This is a genomic window from Leclercia sp. Colony189 (genome assembly GCF_009740165.1).
Taxonomy (GTDB): domain Bacteria; phylum Pseudomonadota; class Gammaproteobacteria; order Enterobacterales; family Enterobacteriaceae; genus Enterobacter.
In genome coordinates, this window is the sequence record NZ_CP046557.1 from 3,686,612 (window position 1) to 3,711,606 (window position 24,995).

The window sequence follows — 24,995 nt, forward strand, 5'->3', positions numbered from 1 at the left end:
CCTTAGTGTTTGGCAAGCTGGCTCGCCCTTTTGCCGGCCACAATGGCGCCGCTGAACGGTTTGCCGTCGATGGCATCGTGGGTACGCAGGGCTTCAGGATGCAGCCAGCGCTGAACGCGGGACGGCATATCAAAACCAATCAGCAAAATGACGACGAACGTCAGACCAAACGAGAGCGAGCAGAGCGCGGTGCCCAGATCGAGACGTTGAGCGATAAACGCCCCCAGAACCGGGGCCAGTGCACCGCCGAGCGCGCCGACGTTGTAGGTAAACCCGAGCCCGGCCGCGCGCTGTTCGGTATCAAAATAGCCTCCGATCAGTTTAGGCAGGATCCCTGAGATGCCCTGTCCAAGCATCTGCTGGAAGAAGAGCAGCAGGCCCAGCACCCAGACGCTGCTGCCGCCAAGGGTAAATACCGGAATGATCAGCAGCTGCGAGGCGAGCAGGCTACAGACATAGGCTTTGCGCGTGCCCAACCAGTCGCCAAGGAAGCCCCCGGCGCAGCAGCCTGCCGCCGCACCAAAGCCGCTGAAAAACAGCACCTGAGCAACGGTGGCGGGATCGTAAGCCAGATCGGTTTTCAGCCAGGTAGGCAACAGCGCCTGAATCGGCCAGGAGTATAAGAAGGCAAACAGCACCACCACCATCAGGGTGACGCCGGTCGGCCAGCGCTTGCCGTTGCTTTGCACCATAAAGCTAATGAAGATCCCCGCGCACAGCAGGCCGAGCAAGGCCACAATCGCCGCGCTCTCCAGCTGGCCTGCGAAGCAGAACCACAGCGAGACGGCGGCCACCAGGGTCATCATAATATTGATAACCCGATGTTCACCGCGATAGAGAATATCGACCATGGTTTTCACGGGCGCATTACTCTGCTGCTTCTCTTTCCAGTCTTCGGCTTCCGGAATATTTTTTCTCAGCCAGAGGGCAAAAACGATCGGCAAAATGCCGATGAAGAAGAGCGCCCGCCAGCCCCACTCCGGCACCACCAGGCTATAGACCTGAGCCGCCACCACCGCGCCGACGGAGAAGCCCGAGATCAGGAAACCACTGGCTTTGTTACGCAGGTGTTTGGGCCAGCTTTCAATCACATAGGTGGCGCTGGAGCCATACTCCCCCGCCATCCCCATGCCGATCACCAGACGGGCGATGAACATGGTGGTATAGCCCTGGGCCAGGCCGCACGCCAGCGTCCCGACGGAAAAGAGGATAATGCTGCTCACCATCGCCAGACGGCGACCGTAGCGATCCCCCATTGCGCCCAGCACCAGACCGCCAAACCAGCGGGAGATAAAGGCGGCGGAGATCAGGCTCGCGGCATGAAGGGTGGTCAGGCCGAATTCGGTTTTTATATCGGTTAAAACAAGAGCGATGAGGACAAAATCAAAACCATCAAGAACATAACCGACCCAGGCGGCAGAAAACGCGCGCCACTGCTGACGGTTGAGGCAACGATACCACGGGACATTTTGAGTCATTGTATTCATGTCAGTCTCCGCAATGGGTAAACCCATACGCTGTTTTGCAGGATACAGCTTTAGTAATGCCGGGTATGCCCGGCATCCGGCGTTGTCTTAACGTTGCTCTTTTTCTTGCTGGAGCCGCTGCGCTAATGCCCGTAGCGCGGGGAGATACTGTTCATCGACAGGGGCAAACGGCTTGCGGCACAGCGGAACATCAATCACGTCCATATAGTGCAGCACCGTTTTCAGGCCGCGGAATACGCCCACGTTGACCAGCAGGTCGATCACTTCATTACACTTGACCTGCAACGCTTTGGCGGTGGCGATATCCCCCTCCTTTAGCGCCCTGACGATCCCCTGATAGCGCCAGCCCATGATGTTATAGGTGCTGCCGATGCCACCATCCGCACCCGCCAGCAGGCCGGAGGCGAAAATCTCATCGTAACCGTTGTACAGCACCAGATCCGGGTGTGCCCGGCGGATCTGCTCCATCTGATAGAGATCGCCGGAGGTCTGCTTCAGCGCGCACACGCCGGGTAAGGTCACCAGCGTATTGATCTGATCCAGAGAGAGTTTGACCCCGCTCAGGGCCGGGATGTTGTAGACCACCATCGGCAACCCATCTGCTGAATCAATAATTTCCCGATAGTGATCGAAATGCTCTTCAAAGCTGAACGGATAGTAGAAGGGCGTGACCGCAGAGACGGCGTCATAGCCATAGCGGCTGGCCGCCTGGGCCAACTGCTGGCTCTCGTGGGTGCTGACGGTGCCGACATGGGCGATCAGGGTGACTTTGCCTTTTGCTTCTTCAGCAACGATCTCAAGCACTTCCTGACGTTCGGCGCTGTTCTGCACGAAGGCTTCGCCGGTAGATCCCCCAACATAGAGGCCATCGATGCCCTGGGCAATGTTGAACCGTACCAGCTGGCGCAAGCTTTGCGAATCCAACTGCTGGTTGCGATCGAACGGTGTAAGCAGTGCGGGCATAACCCCTTTAAGCGTGACGGACATAGATACCTCGAATGTAATGTGATGACGCGATAATGGTAGACCTTTATACCTGTTATACCAGACACATTAAAAACAGCGCGATCGAAATGCGCAGAACGCGATCGAGTTCACTAAATCATCGAGGCGATTATTTGCGGCGTTTTTTGCCCTGCTCGAAGGCGTGCCAGGTGGCGAAAACGCTGGTGAGGTGGGCCTGTAATGCCTCTTCAGCCGCATCGGGATCGTGGCTGCGGATAGCGTTAAAGATGGCGATATGTTGTTGATAGCTGGTGTTATTATGCTCGTGCAGCGCCTGCTCCGGTACCGTGGGGCGCGCGGCAATCAGCCAGTCGATCAGCGCCACGTGGATCGCCAAAAAGATCGGGTTGTTGGGGATCTCCGCCAGCACGCGGTGAAATTCCACGTCGGAGCGAATAAACAGCGCATTGTCATCCAGCGACTGGCTGTTCAACGTCAGGGCTTTTTCCAGCAGGGCAATCTGCTCATCGCTGGCATGCTGTGCAGCATGGCGCACCAGGCTGGACTCAAAGAACAGGCGCAGCTGCTCAAAATGAGCGATCCCACCCGGATGGGCGAGGAAATCTTTTGCCATACCGGAGAGTTCGCTAATGATGGTGTCCGCAGAGGGGCGCGAAATACGGGCGCGCTCGCCGTTCTGGATCTGCACCAGCCCTTTGCGTTTGAGTGCCGCCAGCGCCTCGCGCACTGAAGGTCGCCCGACATTAAAAAAGGCCATCAGCTCACGTTCAGAGGGCAGCTGTTCACCTTCGGCAAACTCACGGCGACGGATCATCTGCTCCAGCTCTTCTTCCACCATCTCGGACAATTTTTTGCGCGCCAGCGGGCGACGACGCAATGTCCGCCCAATGGTTTCAGAGGAGATTTCTGTCTGTTTTTCGCTGGAAAGAGTCATAGACGCTACATCATAAGAAGTTGAGTTAAGGAGTTCTTTATCATAACACAGGCGTTGGTGCCAGGTGCGATGGGTTACGCAGGTGCCAGAGGATAACGTCAACGCAGACATTCACTTATATGGCGAGGTAGACCCAAATGGCCCCGGCGTTATCGCGACGCTCACCTGAAACTTTCTCAAACTGTGAACCCGCTACAAACGCATATTTAACACTCTTCTGAAACCCCTTGCTCACGCGCTTCCCTGTTTCTACGCTTATTCTCACGCAGGGCAACACCCCTCTTACACCAAACAAGCCTGCGCGCTGATGCGTTAACTTGCAACCTGTGAATGGGAGAGCCCCCTATGCTGCGCCGCATTCTTCTGCTGGTCTTCATGATCGCTTGCCCGTCGCTTTACGCCGCCCCCGTCGTCTATGTCATCGACACGCAGAAGACCGCCATCAGGCTGTCGTGGCGCGCCTTCGGCGGCATACCCTCCTGGGCGCATCTCCAGGGGGTGACGGGGACGGTCACGCTGAACCCGGACAATGAATATGACGATCGCATCCGGGTGTCGGTGCCGGTCGCCACACTTCAGGCCTCCAACAATCTGCTCACCTGGCAGTTGAAAAGCGATATGTTTTTTGACGCCGCCCGCTACCCGACGATCACCTTTACCAGCACCCGGGTGGTGAAAGTGAAGGACGATCATTACCGCGCGTTCGGCACTCTCACCGTCCGGGATCTCAGTCGTCCGGTGATCCTCGAAGCCACGCTCGATCGTCTGCCGGACGAGGCGATCGCGCTGCATGCCACCACCGCCATCTCCCGTTCAGCGTACAAGATGGATCGCTTTGCGCTGGTGGTGGACGATCGCATCGCCATTGCCATTGAGATCCAGGCGATGCGGCGTCAGTAAAATTTCGACCTGATACAATAATATTTATTAATAATTGCTCCGGTAAAAAATCCCGCCTGTTCTATACTGCCTTTCAGAAAATAATAAACGCGCAAAAAATAGTACAAACGTCGTAGAGCGTTTTGTAGAAGGCGTTATCCAGACGAGAAAAAATCATACCTTTGTATTATTCAAAAATTCAGCAACGCTTCTATTAGCCGGTGGCGAAAATATAATAAATAGCGTGTTATCGCGCCCTCGAATTTAATAAATATAAAAGCTAATCCAGCGATGAAACTTGTGATCTCTCGCAATCTCCGCTTCATCATCCGCACTAACAAAACCCGACACATCAGAATAAAAATAGATAAAATACAACATTTTAATCAATAATTCTGGCGATTGCCCACTGGTTTATTAGGTTTCAACGCGGTTAAGTAAGCGCCTATGCTTTATTTCACCGCTTCGTCATTTGCGCTTTTGGTTCTTTATGACTATATCCTTTAATGCACTTATAAAAAGCCAGCAATATAAATAACAGGGATGGCAATCATCACGCCTGCGCAAAAAACAAAAAAGTCGCAGAAAAACTATTACAGCAGAACATTATTTCTGACAAATAGTGTCTCCTTCGGGACGCTTAAACTCTGCTGAAAGAAAAACGATTTTTACACACAGCATTCATTACACTCTGTTGGGAGTCATACAAATGAGTAAATTCACTGTTATCTCCAGACTGACGCATCAACAAACAGTCGCAGAAGGTAACCAGATCATTCTGGGCGAGGATTCCGTTGTTAAGCTCGATGCAGGCAGGGGCGATATTGCCAGTTATTCCCGCAGCAATAACGATTTGCTGGTCAGGATGACCAACGGCGAAACCGTGACGCTGAAGAACTACTACATCAACGATCATCAGCTGGTACTGAATGAAAACGGCGCGCTGTGGTGGATTGAAGATCCGCTGGCGGTTGAGCGTTACCAGTCGATCCCGTCAACCGACGCGTTGATTGCCGGTAACGTCAGTAGCTCATCGGGCGATACTCCTATCTGGCCGTGGGTGCTGGGTGGCGTGGCCGCAGCGGGGGGCATTGCGCTGGCAGCAGGCGGTGGGGGCGGCGGCGGTGGGGGCGGTGACGATCGCATCGATCCGGGTCCGGTAGCGCAGGATACCACGCCGCCCGGCGCGCCCACTAACCTGCATTTCGCCAACGGTAACACCCAGCTGCTCGGCAGCGCCGAAGCCAACAGCATGGTAACCATCACCGATGCCAGCGGTAACGTGGTGGGCAAAGCCAAAGCCAACGGCAATGGTGAATTTACCGTCGAGCTGGGGGTGCCCTACACCAACGGCGAGACGCTGACGGCCACAGCCGCCGACAGCTCCGGCAACGTTAGTCCGCCCACTAGCCTTACCGCCGCGGATACCACCCCGCCAGATGCGCCCATGATTATTATCGCTGACGACAACGCCGGCAGCCTGACCGGGGCGCTGAACAGCGATCAGACCACCGACGATCCGCGCCCGGTCTTTAGCGGCAGCGGCGAGGCCGGTTCGACCATCACGGTGTATGATAACGGGAAGAACATCGGCAGCACGGTAGTGAACAGTGACGGTAGCTGGACGTTTACCCCCACCGCCGATCTCGCTAACGGCTTGCATCAGATCACCGCCAGCGCCACCGACCCGGCAGGCAATACCAGCCCGGACTCTCCCGCGTTCAACCTCACCATCGATACCGTCGCCCCGAATGCGCCGGTTCTGCAGGTGATGGATGAGGTAGGCAACATCCAGGGGTTCATCACCTCCGGGGGTTTTACCGATGACAACCAGCCGGTGCTGAGCGGTACGGGCGATCCCGGCAGCACCATTACCCTCTACCACAACGATCTGCTGGTGGCGGAGATCATCGTTCCGGACAACGGCTCCTGGAGCTACCAGCTTGCCGAGCCGCTGACGGAAGGGCTACAGACCTTTACCCTGACGGAGACGGATATTGCGGGCAATCTGAGCCCCTCTTCCGCGCCGTTTGAATTTACCGTCGACCGCACGCCGCCCGCCGCGCCGAGTGGCCTCGCCATCAATGCCACTGGCACCATCGTCACCGGTAGCGCCGAGCCCAACTCGACGGTTACGGTGACCAACGACCTGGGTGATAGCCTGGGTACGGCCACCGCGGACGTCAATGGGGCATTTTCGCTGACCCTGACCACTCCGCAGGTCAATGGCGAAACCCTGAGCGCCGTGGCTACTGACCGGGCGGGTAACGAAGGTCCAGCCTCTTCGCTGCCTGTGCCGGACATCACCCCGCCAGCGGCACCGACAGCCCTCTCCGTCGCCGCGACGGGCGACAGCGTGAGCGGTGAAGCGGAAGTGGATGCCCGCATCTCGGTACGCGACGCCACGGGCCAGGAGATAGGTACCGGCACCGTGGGTGCCGACGGCAAATTCACCGTCAATATCGCCCCGAACCAGCTCAACGGCGAAGTGCTGACGGTCTACGCCTTCGATGCCGCCCAAAACCAGAGCCAGCCGGCGCAGGCCACCGCCCTTGACTCCACGCCACCGGCACCGCCTGCAGGGCTGGATGTCTCCGATAATGGTCTGGCGCTCACCGGCACGGCGGAAGTGGGTAGCACCGTGGTCGTCATGGAAGGCACCACTAAACTCGGCGAGCTGATTGTCGGCGAATCGGGTAGCTTCTCCTTCACCCTGCCTACCGCCAAACTGAACGGGGAGATCATGACGCTTACCGCTACCGATAAGGCGGGCAACACCAGCGCGCCCGGTACGGTAGAAGCCGACGACACAACCCCGCCGGCCACACCGATCATCACCAACGTGGTGGATAACGTTCCGGACGCCATCGGCACCATCGTGAGGGGGACCTTATCCGATGACCGCACGCCGCTCATCTCCGGCACCGGTGAGGTCGGCACCAAAATTTATGTCTACAGCGAGCAGATGCAGATCGGCTTTACGGAGGTGGATTCGGCAGGTAACTGGTCGTTCCAGGTCTCCGCCAGTCTGACCGATGGGCTCCACTCCCTGACCGCCGATGCGGTTGACCGCCGCGGCAATCACAGCCTGATCTCCGAGACCTGGACGATTAACGTCGACCCGCTGGCCCCGAACCCACCGACGGCATCAGTGGCAACCGCGGCGTTTGCCCAGAGCGAGGAGCCATTGGTGAGCACCCTGAGTGCCAGTACCACGGGCGAGACGCTGATTTATAACGTGCTCAGCGATAACGGCGGGGAGCACGTCGGTAACTTCTCGCTGGCACAGGGCGACAAAATCGACATCAGCCAGCTGCTGGTGGGCTGGAATGGCGATGGCAACACGCTGGGGGATTATCTCCATCTCACCAGCAACGGCGATGGCAGCACGACAATCACGCTCGACCGGGATGGTGCAGGCACCAGCTTTGCCCCGGCCACGCTGGTGACGCTGGATCACGTGCAGACCACCTACGAGGAGCTGGTGAACCAGAATCATATTATCACCGGTTAACTCAACCCCGCCGGGTGGCGGCTACGCCTGACCCGGCCTACAAAACCAAAAACCCAAAAACGAAAAACAGCAATGAAAAAGTCAAATAAAATAAATAGCTTACCGCGACTACCGTGTCCGGCTGAAAATCGCTGAGGCGTTGACCGCAGGCCGGGGCGAGGCGCAAGGATCACGCCCGCCCCGATAGCCGAAGGGAATAAGCCGAAGACAAAATTGCCGGGAGCCCGGGTCGCCAGGGTGGTGGCGATTGAGCCACCCTGGCACGTTCACCGGTTCAGGCGTAACAGAAGCAGAAAACGTGAGGTGAACGGAACCCCTACTTCGCCACATATACTTCTCTTCATTCCCCACAAGAAGAAAATAATGTGATCTCTCCCACCGTAATAACATTTCTACCAAATAACCTGGTTGCCTTAACTTATACGCCCATCTAAATAGCACAACTCTTTATTAATTCAACCTAGATTCGACAATATTAAAAACCTTCTCAAATATATCATATTCAATATCAACTTCACTCCCGTTTAAATATTTATACAGCCACACTAAAATACCCCTATAAAATACCTCCCCCTCACCAAATGTCGCTATCTCATTAAATTAAAAACAAAAATCCCTACACACGCCTCGCTCAGCAGACACCTGCAAGCCGCGCCACGCCTGCCACCGCCATTTTCACACTGCACAGCGCAATATTTTAAATATGACTAACCATTTATTAACTCACGCTTAATTTGCACTTCTGGTACTTTCTGGCTATATCAAATTCAGTCAATCACAAATTCTTACCATTATTAAAGACAAGGATTTTACCGCTGAAAACATATTCCCAATCGCATTATTTTTTTGAGTATCAAAGGCTAAATGTCGCTGCCACCATCGCTATATCGGCAGCTTTTAATCACTTTCACATAATTACCCAGGGTCATTGTTTTAAATAAACAATATCCCTTTGGGTGGCGCTTAATCTGCTGAAAAGAAATGGCGAAAAATAGACGCCGTTTCTCTGCACTCTGCCGGGAGTAATACACATGAGTAAAATCACTGTCATCTCCAAACTGACGCACGTCGAATCAGTAACAGACGGGTCTCAGGTGACGCTGAATGATTCCTCCATTGTAAAAATCAACGCTGAACGGGCTGACATTCTCGAGTACAACCGCAGCGGGAATGACCTGATCGTTAAGCTGACCGACGGCGAAACCATTACCGTCAAAAACTTCTTCGTCAGCGGCGATAACGGTATCAGCCAGCTGGTACTGGAAGAGGACAACGGTGCGCTGTGGTGGATTGCAGACCCGATGGCAGCAGAGCAATATCAGTCGATAGCCTCCATTGATGCCCTGCTGGCAGGAACCACAACCGCGTCCGCGGGCGAAGCGGCGATCTGGCCGTGGGCGCTGGGCGGAGTGGCGGTCGCAGGGGGCATTGCGCTGGCCGCTGGTGGCGGTGGCGGCGGTGGTGGCGGAAGTAATGGCGACGGTGACGGCGGCATTGATAACGGCGGTGGCAGCGACAACGGCGGGAGCCCCAACCTCCCGGGCAGCCCGAACGACACCACCCCGCCGGGCGCACCTGCCAACCTCCGATTCTCAGCAGATGGCACCCAGCTTAGCGGGAGCGCCGAACCCAACAGCACCCTCACCGTTACCGATGCCAACGGCAACGTCATCGGTCGGGGCCAGGCCAACGGCAACGGCGAATTCACCGTCGATCTCGGCAAGCCTTATACCAACGGGGAAACCCTGACCGTCACGCCAACCGATGGCGCAGGCAACGTCGGCCCGGGCACCCCGGTGACCGCCGCAGATACCACCCCACCCGCAGCGCCAGTTGTCGCCAGCGTGGTCGATGACGTGGGCAACGTAACCGGGTCGCTCACCAGCGGCCAGACCACCGATGACGCCCGCCCTACCTTTAGCGGCAGCGGCGAACCCGGTGCCACTATCACGATTTACGACAACGGCAACGCCATCGGCACCGCGCAGGTCAACAGCGACGGTAGCTGGACCTTCACCCCGGCCAGCGCGCTGGGCGAAGGGGCGCATCAGATCACCACCCGGGCCACCGACGGCGCGGGCAACACCGGACCGGCCTCCCCGGCCTTCAGCTTTACCGTGGATACCGTCGCGCCGAATGCGCCATCCGGCGTGACGGTGAATGACACCACCGGCACGATACAGGGAGTCATTGCCGCCGGGCAGACCACTGACGCCAACCGCCCTTCCCTGAACGGCAGCGGTGAGGCGGGCAGCACCATCCGGATTTATGATAACGGCCAGCTCGTAGGCGAGACCGTTGTCGGCGCAGACGGCACCTGGAGCTTTACTCCGGAGACGCCCCTTGCCGACGGGCCACACTCCCTCACCCTGACGGAAACGGATCTCACGGGCAACACCAGCGCCCCCTCCGAGCCGTTTGCTTTTACCATCGACCGTACGCCACCGGACCAGCCAACCATTAGCCTGATCCCGGGCGGCACCGAGGTCGTCGGTACCGCCGAGCCGGGCAGTAACATCATCATCACCAACGGTGCCGGGGACGAAATTGGCCGCGGCACTGCCGATGCCAACGGCGACTTCACGATCCCCCTCGACGAGGCGCAAAACGAAGGCGATACCCTCAACGTGGTGGCCTCCGATGCCGCCGGGAACCAGAGCCAGCCCGCCACTGCGGTGGTGGGGGATGTCACCCCGCCTGACGCGCCAACCGATCTGCAAATCTCCCTGAATGGCGCCACCGTTACCGGTAAGGCGGAGGCGGGCAGCACCGTGACCATCCGCGATGGCGACGACGTGATCGGCAGAGGGGTGGCGGACGCTGACGGCAACTTCAATATTCTTCTCAGCACCCCAAGGCTCAACGGTGAGGCGCTGGCGGTTACCGCCACCGATGCCGCGGGCAATACCGGGCCGCAGGGCACCGTTGCCGCCCCGGACGTTACCCCGCCCGAGGCGCCGATTATCAACAGCGTGGTTGATGACGTGGATGATGTTACTGGCCTGGTTCTCGAGGGTCAGATCACCAACGACACCCGTCCGGTTATCACCGGCACCGGGGAACCAGGGAGCACCATTTACATCTTAAGCGGCGACGTTGTGGTCGGTTCTGCCGTAGTGAATGCGGACGGCAGCTGGTCAGCGCAAACAGAGCTGGGCGCGGACGGCGGCTACGTCCTGAGGGCGGAAGCGGTGGACAGTGAAGGCAACCGCAGCGGCCCGTCCAACACCTGGAGCATTATTCTCGATGCCACCGCGCCGGGTACGCCTGCCATCGTCCAGGTGATCAACGATCTGCCTGACTCCGCTGGCGTGATTAATAACAACAGCGCCACCAACGACAACCGCCCTACCCTCTACGGCACCGGTGAAGCCGGGTCGACCATCACTATTCTGGTGGATGGCGTGGAGGTGGGCACCGCGCAGGTGGGCAGCGGCGGCGAGTGGAACTTCACCCCGGCGACGGCGCTTGAGGATGGGGAGCACGCCATCACGGTGGTGGCGAAAGATACCGCCGGGAATAACAGCGCCGCCTCCGACGCCTTTACGCTGACCGTTGATACCACCGCCCCCGCCGCCCCGGTCATTACCCGGGTGGCAGATAACACCGGCAGCGTGCAGGGTGATGTGGGCAACAACGTGCCCACCGACGAAACCCGTCCGGTGTTCTACGGCACCGGCCCGGCGAACGCGCAGATCGCCCTCTATGAAGGCACCACTCTGCTGGGCACCACCACCACCAATGCGCAGGGCGAATGGAGCCTGCAAGTGACCGTCCCGCTGGGGAATGGCACTCACACCATTACCGCCACCGTCAGCGATGCGCTGGGCAACACCGCCACCTCGGAGAGCTTTAACCTGGTGGTGGATACCCTCGCCCCGAACACTCCGGCGCTACCGGAGATCACCGTCAATCCTGACGGCGGCGAGGAAGCGATCCTCACCTCCGGCGGCAGCACCCGCGACACCACCCCAACCCTGAGCGGTACCGGTACGGAAGGCGACATCGTCACCATCTACGACGGCACTACCAAAATCGGCGAAACCACCGTCCAGCCAGACGGGAGCTGGAGCTGGACCCCGCCAGAAGGACTGCCTAACGGCACCTACGATCTCAGCCTGACCGTGACCAACAAAGATGGCGCGGGCAACGAGAGCGCCCCGTCGCAGCCGGTGAGCATTACCATCGATACCGACGCGCCGGATCAGCCTGCCGCCCCGGTAATTACCGATAACGTCAGTGAAATTACCGGCCCGGTTGGCAACAACGGCGCCACTAACGATACCCGTCCGGTACTGAGCGGCACGGGCACGCCAGATGACACCATCAGCATCTACGACCAGACCGCCACGGGCAACGTCAAGGTGGGCGAAGCGGTGGTCGACATCAACGGCAACTGGAGCTGGCGACCTGATGACGAGCTGGCCCAGGGGCAGCACAGCTTTACCGTGACCGCCACCGACGAGGCGGGTAACGTCTCGGCGATCTCAAACACCATCACCGTGACCGTCGACAGCGAGGTACCGGCGATCCCGGTTATCAGCAGCGTGGATGACAACCTCCCGGCGGGCGGCAGCAGCAACGACAATACCCCGACCGTCACCGGTACCGGCGAAAACGGCACCACCGTGATCCTTTACAGCAACGGCGTGGAGGTCGGACGCAGCCTGGTCACTGACGGCAGCTGGAGCATCACCACTCCGGAACTGCGAGATGGCCCGACTACCCTGACCGTGGCGGCGGTGGATGCTGCCGGGAACGTCAGCGGCGCGGGCAACGATTTTGCCTTCACCATCGACACCCAACCGCCAGGTAACCCACAGCTGCTTGCGATCTCTGAAAGCACCCTGGCCGGTGGCCAGCTTTATGTGAACAACGCCACTCCGACCCTGAGCGGCAGCGGTGAACCACTCAGCACCATCACCGTCGTTATCGACGGCAACGCCGTAGGCGAAGTGCAGACCAATGCCGATGGCCAATGGACGTTGCCGCTGCCCGAGGGCACCACGCTGAGCGATGCCAGCCATACCATCACCGTGGTGGCGCGCGACGCGGCGGGTAACACCAGCGAAAGCACGCCGGTTAACCTGATCGTTGATACCCAGGCACCGGGCGTGCCGGTGGTGACCGGAATTGTCTCCGGCGGTACGCCGCTGACTGGCACTGCCGAAGCGGGTTCCATTATTACGGTGACCGGCCCGGGCAACGTGGTGCTGGGCACCGGGGTCACCAACGCCCAGGGGCAGTTCTCCGTCGCCCTGACCCCGCCGCAAAGCGACGCGGTCACCCTGAACCTGACCGCCAGCGACGTGGCGGGCAACACCAGCCTGCCGGGATCGTATGACGTTCCGGCTACGCCAGCGCTGCCGGAGGTGCCGGTCATCAACGAGATTGTTGATGACAACGGTACCGGCGGCAACGTTAAAGGCGGCAGCTCCAACGACACCACCCCGACCCTCACCGGCACCGCCATCCCGGGCAGCGAGGTGACACTCTATCTCGACGGCAGCACCACGCCGCTGGGCACCGTCACCGCCGACGCCACCACCGGCGCCTGGTCGTTCCCGATTGAAACTGCCCTGGATGAGGGCAGCCATAGCTTCAGCGTCACCGCCACCGTTGACGGCCAGACCAGCGGCCTGTCGCCGGAGGCGACGGTCAATATCGATATCACCCCGCCATCCGCCCCGGCGTTCGGTAGCGTGGTGGACGACGTGGGCCCGGTTTCGGGCGCCATCGTCAGCGGCAGACCGACTAACGATGATCTGCCGACCTTTAACGGCACAGCGACGCCGGGCGACGTCATTACCCTCTATGCAGGCGACACCGTGCTCGGTACGGCAACGGTGGGCAACACCGGGGCCTGGAGCATTACCCTCGCCCAGCCGCTGGATGATGACACCTACAGCCTGACCCTGACCGCCACCGATCCGGCGGGCAACGAAAGTCCGCGCTCGGCACCGTTCACGCTGGTGGTGGATACCAGCGCGGGCGAAGTGCTTATCACCGGCGCTAACGACAACGTCGATCCGGTCAGCGGCAACGTGGCTAACGGCGGCAGCACCAACGACAACACCCCTACCCTCTCGGGCACCGCGGAGGCGGGCAGCAGCGTGGCGATCTACGATGGCATTACGTTGCTGGGTACCGTCACCGCCAGCGCCACGGGCGCCTGGAGCTTCACCCCCACCCGCGTGCTGGCGGAAGGTCAGCACAGCTTTACCGCAGTCGCGACCGACAGCGCGGGTAACGTCAGCCCGGTATCCGGTGCTTACACGCTGTTCGTGGACATGACCCCACCGGCCACCCCGGTCATTGTCAGCGTCAACGATGATGTGGAGGGCAGCACCGGCCCGCTGACCAACGGCCAGGTCACCAACGACACCCGCCCGGAACTGACCGGGACCGGCGTGGCGGGCAGCACCGTGCATATTCTCGATAACGGCGTGGAGATCGGCACCGCCTTAGTCAGCGAAAGCGGCAACTGGAGCTTTATCCCTGGGACCGATCTGACGCCGGGCTCGCACGATCTGCGCGTCAGCGCCACCGATGCCGCAGGCAACCTCTCGGGCACCTCGCCAGCCTTCACGCTGAACGTGGATACCGCCGCCCCGCTGGCGCCAGTGGTGATCACCGTTGTGGATGATGTCGGCGCGGCCACCAGCACGCTGGCAAGCGGCGATACCACCAACGACACCCGTCCAACCTTTACCGGCAGCGGCGAAGTGGGTGCCACGATCCGTATCCTTGTTGACGATCGGGAGATCGGCACCGCGGTGGTTAACGCCGCGGGCAACTGGACTTTCACGCCCGATCAGCCCCTGGAAGAGGGCACCCGCAGCATTCGCTTTACCGCCACTGACGTCGCCGGAAATACCGGGGATGCCAGCGAGCCGTTTGTTCTGACGGTGGATACCCAGGCGCCAACGGCGCCGACCCTCACCGCCATCAGCGATAACGTCGGGACGATCCAGAACCCGATCACCACCTCCGGCCAGACCACCGACGACACCACCCCGACTCTGAGCGGCAGGGCTGAAGCCAATGCCACGGTGGATATTTATGACAACGGCGCCCTGATCGATACCGTGCAGGCCAACGAAGCGGGTGACTGGACATACACCCCAGACCAGGCGCTCAACAACGGCAGCCATACCTTTACCACCCGCGCCACCGACGCGGCGGGCAACGTCAGCGAGCTCTCGCCGGGCTTCACCCTGATTGTCGATACCCTTAAACCGGTAGCCCCGGTGATCGCCCTGGCCCAGGATGACGTCGCCCCGGGCACCGGCGCGCTCGCCAGCGGAAGCAGCACCAACGACACCCTGCCGGTGCTCACCGGCACCAGCGAGCCGAATGCCCGGATACAGATCTTTGAAGGCGAAACCCTGGTGGGCGTTGGCGTGGCGGATGCGCAAGGAAACTGGACGGCCACGCTCACCGAGCCGCTCAGCGATGCTCAGCACAGCTTCAGGGCGGTAGCCATTGATGCCGCGGGCAACGCCAGCGATCCATCCGCCGCCTTCACCCTGACCGTCGATACCCAGCCGCCAGCGGCGCCGGTACTGGTTTCGGTCACTGATGATGTCGGCGCCGGAGGCATCCTCGACAACGCCCAGCTGACCAACGATGCGAACCCGACGCTGCGCGGCACGGCAGAGGCGGGCACCACGGTGAACATTTACGACGGCGCCACCCTGCTGGGCACGGCGCTCGTCGGGGCCGACAACGCCTGGATCTTTACCCCGCAGAGCCCACTGGGCGACGGTCTGCACACCCTGACGGTGACCGCCACCGACGCGGCGGGCAACGTCAGCCCGCCGACCAGCGGATTTGTGATCAACGTGGATACCATCGCGCCGCCAGCGCCTGCCATCGTCTCGGTTGTGGATGACATCGGTTCGGTACAGGGGCCTGTTCTCAACGGCAACCCGACCAACGATACCCGTCCGACCCTCAACGGCACCGCCGAAGCGGGGGCCATCGTGCGTATTTACGACGGCGACACCCTGGTGGGCGAGACGATCGCTAACGCCGAGGGCCAGTGGACCCTGGCGCAGACCACCACCGCTCTCATCGACGGGGTGCATAACTTCACCGCCACCGCCACCGACACTGCGGGCAACCTCAGCGCGAGGTCACCGGTTACGTCGATCACCGTTGACACTATCGCCCCGGGCGCGCCGGGCAGCTTCACCGTGCTCAACAACGGCAATACCCTCACCGGCCAGGGCGAAGCGGGCAGCACCATCACCGTGCGCGATGGAGACACGGTGATTGGCACCGGGGTCGTTGACGAGACCGGCAACTTCTCCCTTACCCTCACCACGCCAAAACAGAATGGGGAACTGCTGACGGTAACGGCAACCGACCGGGCCGGGAACACCGGCGCGGAAGGCCAGATCGTCGCTCCGGACACCACGCCGCCTGCCGTTCCGGCGATCACCGACGTGGTGGACAACGTGAGTGCGTATACCGGCACCATCAACGACGGGCAGACCACCAATGACAACACGCCACTGGTGCGCGGCACCGGCGTTGCCAACGCCACTATCCTGCTCTACAGCGGCACGGATCTGGTTGGCACCACCCAGGTCAGCGCAGAGGGAACCTGGGAGATCCAGCTGACGGCACCGCTGCCTGATGGCGGTCACGTTCTGACCGCGCAGTCGGCGGACGCCGCGGGCAACAACAGCGCGCCGTCCAACAGCTGGAGCATCGTAGTGGATGCCACCGCCCCGGACGCCCCGGTCATTACCCAGGCGATCAACGATCTCTCCGGCAGCCCGGTTGCCATCAGCAATAACGGCGCCACCAACGACAACCAGCCAACCCTGAGCGGGACCGGGGAGGCGGGCACCACCCTCAGCATTCGGGTGGACGGCGAGGAAGTGGGTACTGTCCAGGTGGGCGCGGGGGGCGAATGGACCTTCACGCCGCCGGAGGCGCTCGGCGAGGGGCTACGCGTCATCACCGTGGTGGCGACCGATGCCGCCGGGAACACCGGTGAGCCGTCCGCCGCCTTTAACATCACTATCGATACCGTACCGCCAGCCGCCCCGGTCATCACCCTGGCCGTGGACAATACCGGCAGCGTCACCGGCGACGTGCTCAGCGACCAGCCGACCGATGAGAATCTGCCGCTGATCCGCGGAACGGGTCCGGCGAACGCGCAGATTAACCTCTATGACGGCACCACCCTGCTGGGCACCGCCACCACCAGCGCGACGGGAGCATGGAGCGTACAGCTCACCACGCCGCTGGGGAACGGCACCCACGCCCTGACCGCCACGGTGAGCGATGCGGCGGGCAACATCGCCACCTCCGGCACCTTTAACCTGGTGGTGGATAACGTGCCGCCTGCCACGCCGGAGATTCCGGCTATCACCGTCAACCCGGACGGCAGCGGCGAGACCCCGCTTACCGGTGGGGGCAGCACCCGTGATACCACCCCAACCCTGAGCGGGACCGGGAATGAGGGGGATCTCGTCACCATCTATAACGGTACCACCCCTATCGGTGAAACCACCGTGCAGCCGGACGGGACCTGGACCTGGACGCCGCCTGCGGATCTGCCTAACGGCACCTACGATCTGAGCCTGACCGTGACCAACAGCGACGGCGCGGGTAACGAGAGTGCGCCATCCCAGCCGGTAAGCATCACCATCGATACCGAAGCGCCAGAGACGCCAGCGCTGCCGGTGGTGACGGATAACGTCAGCGATATCACCGGCCCGGTAGCCAACAACGGCGCCACCAACGATACCCGTCCGGTGCTGAGCGGCACAGGCACGCCGGACGACATCATCACCATCTATGACGAGACCCTCAACGGAAACAATCCGGTGGGCGAAGTGGTGGTCGACATCAACGGCAACTGGACGTGGCGTCCGGACCTGCCGCTGACCGAGGGCAGCCACAGCTTCACCCTGACCGCCACCGATCCGGCGGGCAACGCATCGCCGGTATCGGGCAGCATGACCGTCACCGTTGACAGCGTCGTGCCAGCGATCCCAACTATCGGCATCGTGGACGACAACGTCGGTCCGGTCACCGGCAACATTACGGCGGGGGGCAGCAGCAACGACAATACCCCAACCGTCACCGGTACCGGAGAGAACGGCACCACGGTGATTCTCTACAGCAACGGCATTGAGGTGGGACGCGGCCAGGTCACTGACGGCATCTGGAGCATCACCACTTCGGAACTGCGAGATGGCCCCACCACCCTGACCGTGGCGGCGGTGGATGTTGCCGGGAACGTCAGCGCGGCGGGGAGCGACTTCGCCTTCACCATTGACACCCTCCCTCCTGCCATCCCGCAGCTGCTGGCGATCTCCGACAGCACCCTGGCGGGCGGCCAGCTCTACGCCAACAGCAGCACCCCGACCCTGAGCGGGACCGGGGAGCCGCTCAGCACCATCACCGTCTCTGTTGACGGACAACCGCTGGGCGAGGTGCAGACCGACGCCCAGGGCCAGTGGACGCTGCCGATCCCTGACGGCACCCCGCTCTCCGATGCCCCGCACACCTTTACCGTGGTGGCGCGGGATGCGGCGGGCAATACCAGCGAAAGCACGCCGGTTAACCTGATCGTTGATACCCAGGCGCCGGGTGCGCCGGTGGTGACCGGGATTGTCTCCGGCGGTACGCCGCTGACCGGTACCGCCGAAGCGGGTTCCATCATTACGGTGACCGGCCCGGGCAACGTGGTGCTGGGCACCGGGGTCACCAACGCCCAGGGTCAGTTCTCCGTCGCCCTGACCCCGCCGCAAAGCGACGCGGTCACCCTGAGCCTGACCGCCAGCGACGTGGCGGGCAACACCAGCCTGCCGGGATCGTATGACGTTCCAGCCACGCCAGCGCTGCCGGACGTGCCGGTTATTGACGCCATCGTGGATGACAACGGCACCGGCGGCAGCATCAACGTCAAGGGCCTCAGCTCTAACGACGCCACGCCAACCCTTACCGGCACGGCGATCCCGGGCAGCGTGGTGACCGTTTATCTCGACGGCAGCACCACGCCGCTGGGCACCGTCACCGCCGATGCCACCACCGGGGCCTGGTCGTTGCCGGTTGCCACCGCCTTGAGCGAAGGCAGCCATAGCTTCAGCGTCACCGCTACCGTCGACGGCCAGACCAGCGGCCAGTCGCCAGAGGCGACGGTGAATATCGACCTCACCCCGCCTGCGGCACCTGCTCTGGGCACGCTGGTGGATAACGTCGGCACCGTCACCGGTTCAGTGGTTAGCGGTACCCCGACCAACGACAACCAGCCAACCCTGAACGGCACGGCGACACCGGGGGATGTGATCACCATTTATGCCGGTGATACCGTGCTCGGCACCGTACCGGTGAGCGCAACCGGAGCCTGGAGCTTCACCCCCGCCGAGCCGCTGGCGGATGGCACCTATACCCTGCTCCTCACCGCCACCGATCCGGCGGGCAACCAGAGCCAGCCGTCGGCACCGTTCTCACTGGTGGTGGATACGGTGGTGACACCACCGGTTATTACCGGAGCGAATGATGACGTCGGGCCGGTGACCGGCAACGTGGTCAGCGGCGGCAGCACCAACGACAACACTCCGACCCTGACGGGCACCGCGGAAGCGGGCAGCAGCGTCGCCCTCTATGAAGGCACCCGTCTGCTCGGCACCGTGGTCGCCAACGCCAGCGGGATCTGGAGCTTCACTCCGACGGTGGTGCTGCCGGAGGGCCAACACAGCTTTACCGCCATCGCCACCGACCTGGCGGGCAACGTCAGCGTAGCGTCCGGGGCCTATACCCTGACCGTGGACATCACGCCACCGGCGACGCCAGTCCTGGTCAGCGTTAATGACGACGTGGCGGGCAACACCGGCGTACTGGTCAGCGGCCAGATCACCAATGACGCGCGTCCGGAACTGACCGGGACCGGCGTGGCGGGCAGCACCGTGCGCATTCTGGATAACGGCCAGCAGATCGGCACCGCGCTGGTGGACGGCAGCGGCAACTGGCGCTTTACCCCGGACACCGATCTGGCCCAGGGGCCGCACGAGCTGCGCGTCAGCGCCACCGATGCCGCAGGCAACGTCTCGGGCACCTCTCCAGCCTTCTCCCTGAACGTCGATACCGTCGCGCCGCTGGCGCCGGTGCTGGCAAACGTGGTGGATGACGTCGGGACCCTTACCGGCACGGTGAACAACGGCGGCATCACCAACGATACCCGCCCAACCTTTAACGGCACCGGCGAAGCGGGCTCGATTGTCACTATCCTTGTGGATGGAGAAGCGGTCGGCACCGCGGTGGTTAACGCCGCCGGGAACTGGACCTTTACCCCTGACACCGCCCTCGCCGAGGGGCTGCGCAGCGTCACCTTCACCGCCACCGATCCGGCGGGGAACACCGGTCCTGCAAGCGCAGCCTTTACCCTGACGGTAGACACCACCGCCCCGGCGGCACCGACCATCCTGGCCGCCGCCGATAACGTGGGCAGCATCCAGACGCCGCTCACCGTTTCGGGCCAGGTGACCGACGATCCGACCCCAACCCTGTCCGGCCAGGCGGCCGCCAGCGCCACGGTGACGATCTATGACAACGGCGTGGCCCTTGGCACCGTACAGGCCAGCGCCGCCGGGGAGTGGAGCTTTACCCCGGCCACGGCGCTCGGTAACGGCAGCCACACCTTCACCGCCAGCGCCACCGACGCGGCAGGCAACCTCAGCGAAGCCTCGGCGGGGTTCACGGTGATTGTCGATACCGTCAAACCGCTCGCACCGGTGATCGCCCTGGCCCAGGATGATGTCGGCAGCATAACCGGGGCACTCCCCAGCGGGCAGCGCACCGATGACACCCTGCCGGTGCTCACCGGGACCAGCGAAGCGAACGCCCGGGTGCAGGTGTTTGAAGGCGATATCCTGCTGGGCACCGCCACCGCGGATGCCAGCGGTAACTGGTCGATTGCCCTGACCACCCCGCTCACCAACGCCACGCACAACTTTACAGCGTTGGCGACGGATGCGGCGGGCAACGTCAGCGATCCGTCCAATACCTTCAGCCTGACGGTAGATACCCAGCCGCCAGCGGTGCCGGTGCTGGTCTCAGTGGTGGATGATGTCGGTGCGGTGACAACCCTCACCAGCGGCCAGCTGACCAACGATGCGAGACCGACCCTCAGCGGCACCGCGGAAGCGGGCGCGACGGTGAGCATCTACGACGGCACCCTGCTGCTCGGCAGCGTGGTGGCCGATGCCAACAGCGCCTGGAGCTTTACTCCAACTACCCCGCTGGCGGATGGCCTGCACACCCTGACGGTGACCGCCACCGACGCGGTGGGCAACGTCAGCCTGCCGACCGCGGGCTTTACCGTGAATGTCGATGCCACCGCCCCGGCTGCGCCTGTCATTACCTCGGTAGTGGATGACGTCGGCTCGATCCAGGGCCCGGTGATCAACGGCAATCCGACCAATGACACCCGTCCAACCCTCAACGGCACCGCCGAAGCGGGCGCAATAGTGCGCATCTACGACGGCACCACGCTGGTAGGCGAGGTGACGGCCAACGCCCAGGGCCAGTGGACGCTGGCGCAGACCACCACCGCCCTCACCAACGGAGTACATAACTTTACTGCCACCGCCACCGATGCGGCGGGCAACCTCAGCGCAGCATCGCCGGTCACCGCCATCACCGTCGACACTATCGCCCCAGGGGCACCGGGCGGCTTGACTGTACTGGAGAGCGGGGGCCGGATTAACGGCACCGCCGAGGCGGGCAGCACCGTCACCATTCTCGGCACCGACAACGTGACCGTGTTGGGCACCGGCGTAGCCGACGCGTCCGGGCGCTTCAGCATCGCGCTCTCCACGCCGCAGGTGAACGCCGAACTGCTGCACCTCTTCGCCACCGACCGGGCCGGTAACGTGGGGCAGACGGTGGATCTGCGGGTGCCGTACTCGGTGATCCCGAATCCGCCAGTCATCACCAGCGTCAACGACAACGTGGGCAGCATCATTGGCAATCTGCTCAACGGGCAGCGCACCGACGATACCACCCCAACGCTGACCGGGACCGCGCAGCCGCTCTCCACCATCACCCTGTATGACAACAATGTGTTGTTAGCCACGGTGACCACCAACAGCGCCGGGGTCTGGACATACACCCCAACCGTGCCGCTGGGTAATGGCCCTCACGCCTTTACCGCCACCGCAGGCAATGCGGTTGGCACCAGCCCGGTGACGCCGCTGAGCTCGATTGTCGTGGATACCGTCGCCCCGGGCACGCCGCAGGGAACCTTTAACGCCGACGGCAGCGTTCTGAGCGGGACCGCCGAAGCGGGGAGCACCATCACCCTGCTGCTGAGCGATAACAGCGTGGTGACCACCACCGCTAACGCCCAGGGCAACTGGAGCTACACCTTCCTCGACAGACAGTCCGAAGGGGAGCGAATCACCCTTTCCGCCACCGATGCGGCGGGCAACACCTCCGCCACCGGTACGGTGATTGCGCCAAACCTGCCGCTGTCCGCGAGTGACAACGTGGTAGGGCTGGCCCTGACCACCAACGCCACCACCAGCACCGCCCAGTACAGCGACTACGGCGTGCAGCTGGTGGGCGGCGTCGGCAACGTGCTGTCGCTGCTGGGGGAGAATTCCGCCCAGGTGACCTTCACCGTACCGACCGGCGGTAGCGCAGATATGGAGATCAACGCCAGCGCCACGGGTATCGTGCTCTCCCTGCTTAACACCCTGGAGATCATTGTGCAGCGCTGGAACGGCAGCTCCTGGACCACCGAAGTGGATACTGGCCTGCCGCAGTTCGCCAACCTGCTGACCCTGGGTGCCAGCGGCGTGACCCTGAACCTGGCCGGTCTGCCGGGCGGGCAGTATCGTGTGCTGAGCTACAACACCAACCTGCTGGCAACCGGGTCATACACCAGCCTGGACGTGGACGTCACCCAGACCACGGCTGGTACCCTGTCCGGCACGCTGGTGCAAAACGGTAACGTCATCACCGATATCGATCCGGTGAGCGGCAGCGACAGCGCGCCAAACGGCACGGTGGTGACCAGCGTGACCAACGCCAACGGCGTCACCGTCAACGTGGCGGCAGGGGCGGCGGGCACCACCATCAACGGGCTGTACGGCACCCTGACCCTGCACACCGACGGGAGCTACACCTACACCCTGACCAACACCAGCGCCTCGGTGCTGGGCCGGACCGACACCTTCATCTATAACATCGCCGGCAAAGGGGCCACGGACGACGCCCGCCTGGTGATCACCCTGGGTGAGAACACGGTGCGCAACAGCGTGACGGCGGTGGACGACACCGCGTCCCTGACCTTCGGCACGCAGGTACAGTCCATCGACTACGGCCCGTCAAGCCAGGGCGGCTTTACCGTGGTGGGGGTTAACCTCGGCAACGTGCTGAACCTCAACCTGCTGGACGATCGTAGCGAGACCATGAAGTACAGCGTGGCGGAGGGTACCACCCGCACCATGACCATCCAGAGTAGCGTCGGCGGGGTGGCCCTGGCCTCGGTGTTTGACCTCTATATCTACAAGTTCAACCCGGCAACCCAGAGCTACGAGCGGGTACGCACCGAGGCAGGCTGGCTGCGCGCGCCGCTGCTGGGTGGCACCTCGGCACCGCTGACCCTGACCCTGCCGGCAGGGGATTACATCTTCCTGATGAACACCGTCTCGGGGATCACCGCCCTGACCGGCTACCGTCTGAACGTGCTTGAGGACCACGTTTATGCCGTCACCAGCACCACCGCCAGCACCACCGGCGACGTGCTGCAAAGTGACATCGCGCCTGCGGGCACGCTTGTCACCCAGGTGAACGGCGTTAACGTGAACGCCACCGGCACCACCCGCATCGAGGGAGAGTACGGCACACTGCTGATCGACGCCCAGGGCAAATATACCTATACCCTGCGCGCCGGGGTGGGCGCCGACCAAATCAGCACCCCGGACAGCTTCATCTACACCGTGACGGCACCGAATGGCGATAAGGACACCGCCTCCCTGAACATCACCCCGACACCGGTGGCGCTGGATGCGGTGAACGACGTCAGCCGCGAGCTGGTGGTGGATACTACCCCGCAGGTTGCCGCCTACCGCGATGACACGGTGGGTAACGCAACGTGGAACGCCGCCCTGCTGGCCCCAACCTCCCGCAGCGGCAGCGGCACGTTTGTGGTGGACGCCAACACCGCCCTGCATGACATCGTGCTCCACTTTAACGTCGCCTCCCTGCTGTCGTTGGGCGGGCTGAACGTAAACTGGACCATTACCGGGGGAGGGGTTTCCAGAAGCGGTTCATTCAATGGCGGCCTGCTGTTGGGTGGCGTGGCGACCATTAACGTCACCGGTCTGGATCTGGACGCCGGGACCTACACCCTGAGCTTTACCGGCTCCATGGGGCCGCTGGGAGTGGGCCAGATCTCCATCACGCCATACGTCACCGGTACTACCGTCTACCTGAACAATGAGCTCACCACCGCGGGCCACACCGTCACCGGCAATATCTTCGACGGGACGGATTCCGGCGGCGTGCTGGATCAGCTGCACTCGGTAGACAGCCGTCTGAGCATCACCGGCTATAACGGCACCACCACTACCCTCGATCCGTACACCACGGCCAACGCTACCGCCAACATTCAGGGGCATTACGGGGTGCTGAACATCGGAGTAGATGGTCACTACACCTACACCCTGAACAGCGGCGTCTCGCTGGCCTCAATGACCACGAAGGAGACCTTTACCTACAAACTGACCGGCGATAACGGCACGACCGACACCGCCACCCTCACCATCAACATGGCACCGAAGTTCGTCAGCACGGAGCATAACGATACCTTCACCGGTAGCGCCTATGGCGACACGCTGATTTACGAAGTGCTGAACAACACGGCGGGGAACGGGACGGCAGGCAACGGCGGTAACGACCACTGGACCAACTTCTCACTGGCGCAGGGAGACAAGATCGATATCAGCGATCTGCTGGTGGGCTGGAACGGAAGTAGCGCGACGCTCGGTAACTATTTGCACGTCACAAATAGCAATGGCAATACCGTGATCTCCGTCGACCGGGACGGAGCGGCAAATATTTACACGAATACTACACTGGTAACACTGGATAACGTTCAGACAACTTATGAGGAGCTGGTTAACCAGAATCACATCATCACCGGTTAGCGCTAATAACAAGACCCGGGCGCTCGTCGCCCGGG

Annotated in this window: 6 protein-coding genes; 3 read left to right on the plus strand and 3 right to left on the minus strand. The window is 61.8% G+C overall.

Annotation, left to right across the window (positions count from 1 at the left end; translation table 11 throughout):
* Window positions 1-2: 2 nt before the first annotated feature.
* From GNG29_RS17625 to nanR, 3 genes are all read right to left on the minus strand, one after another.
* Entirely contained in the window at window positions 3-1,487 is a 1,485-nt protein-coding gene (locus GNG29_RS17625) for an MFS transporter (RefSeq protein ID WP_156655119.1), read from the minus strand.
* 87 nt (window positions 1,488-1,574) lie between these two features.
* On the minus strand, window positions 1,575-2,474 hold the full coding sequence (gene nanA, locus GNG29_RS17630; RefSeq protein ID WP_156655120.1) for an N-acetylneuraminate lyase: 900 nt from the start codon (window positions 2,472-2,474) through the stop codon (window positions 1,575-1,577).
* Between the two features lie 127 nt (window positions 2,475-2,601).
* Window positions 2,602-3,387, minus strand: coding sequence for a transcriptional regulator NanR (gene nanR / locus GNG29_RS17635; protein WP_103180803.1), 786 nt, complete (start codon window positions 3,385-3,387; stop codon window positions 2,602-2,604).
* A gap of 345 nt (window positions 3,388-3,732) precedes the next feature.
* Here nanR and GNG29_RS17640 point away from each other — a divergent pair, with 345 nt between their 5' ends.
* From GNG29_RS17640 to GNG29_RS17650, 3 genes are all read left to right on the plus strand, one after another.
* Entirely contained in the window at window positions 3,733-4,287 is a 555-nt protein-coding gene (locus GNG29_RS17640) for a YceI family protein (RefSeq protein ID WP_103180804.1), read from the plus strand.
* A 688-nt stretch (window positions 4,288-4,975) separates the two neighbouring features.
* Window positions 4,976-7,780, plus strand: a complete 2,805-nt coding sequence (locus GNG29_RS17645; RefSeq protein WP_156655121.1) for an Ig-like domain-containing protein — start codon at window positions 4,976-4,978, stop codon at window positions 7,778-7,780.
* A gap of 1,031 nt (window positions 7,781-8,811) precedes the next feature.
* Entirely contained in the window at window positions 8,812-24,960 is a 16,149-nt protein-coding gene (locus GNG29_RS17650) for a BapA/Bap/LapF family large adhesin (protein ID WP_156655122.1), read from the plus strand.
* The last annotated feature ends 35 nt before the right edge of the window (window positions 24,961-24,995 follow it).

Excerpts from the sequence above, each read along its gene's own strand:
- nanR (WP_103180803.1), bottom strand. The coding sequence starts at position 3,387 with ATGACTCTTTCCAGCGAAAAACAGACAGAAATCTCCTCTGAAACCATT.
- nanA (WP_156655120.1), bottom strand. The coding sequence starts at position 2,474 with ATGTCCGTCACGCTTAAAGGGGTTATGCCCGCACTGCTTACACCGTTC.
- GNG29_RS17625 (WP_156655119.1), bottom strand. The coding sequence starts at position 1,487 with ATGAATACAATGACTCAAAATGTCCCGTGGTATCGTTGCCTCAACCGT.
- GNG29_RS17640 (WP_103180804.1), top strand. The coding sequence starts at position 3,733 with ATGCTGCGCCGCATTCTTCTGCTGGTCTTCATGATCGCTTGCCCGTCG.
- GNG29_RS17645 (WP_156655121.1), top strand. The coding sequence starts at position 4,976 with ATGAGTAAATTCACTGTTATCTCCAGACTGACGCATCAACAAACAGTC.
- GNG29_RS17650 (WP_156655122.1), top strand. The coding sequence starts at position 8,812 with ATGAGTAAAATCACTGTCATCTCCAAACTGACGCACGTCGAATCAGTA.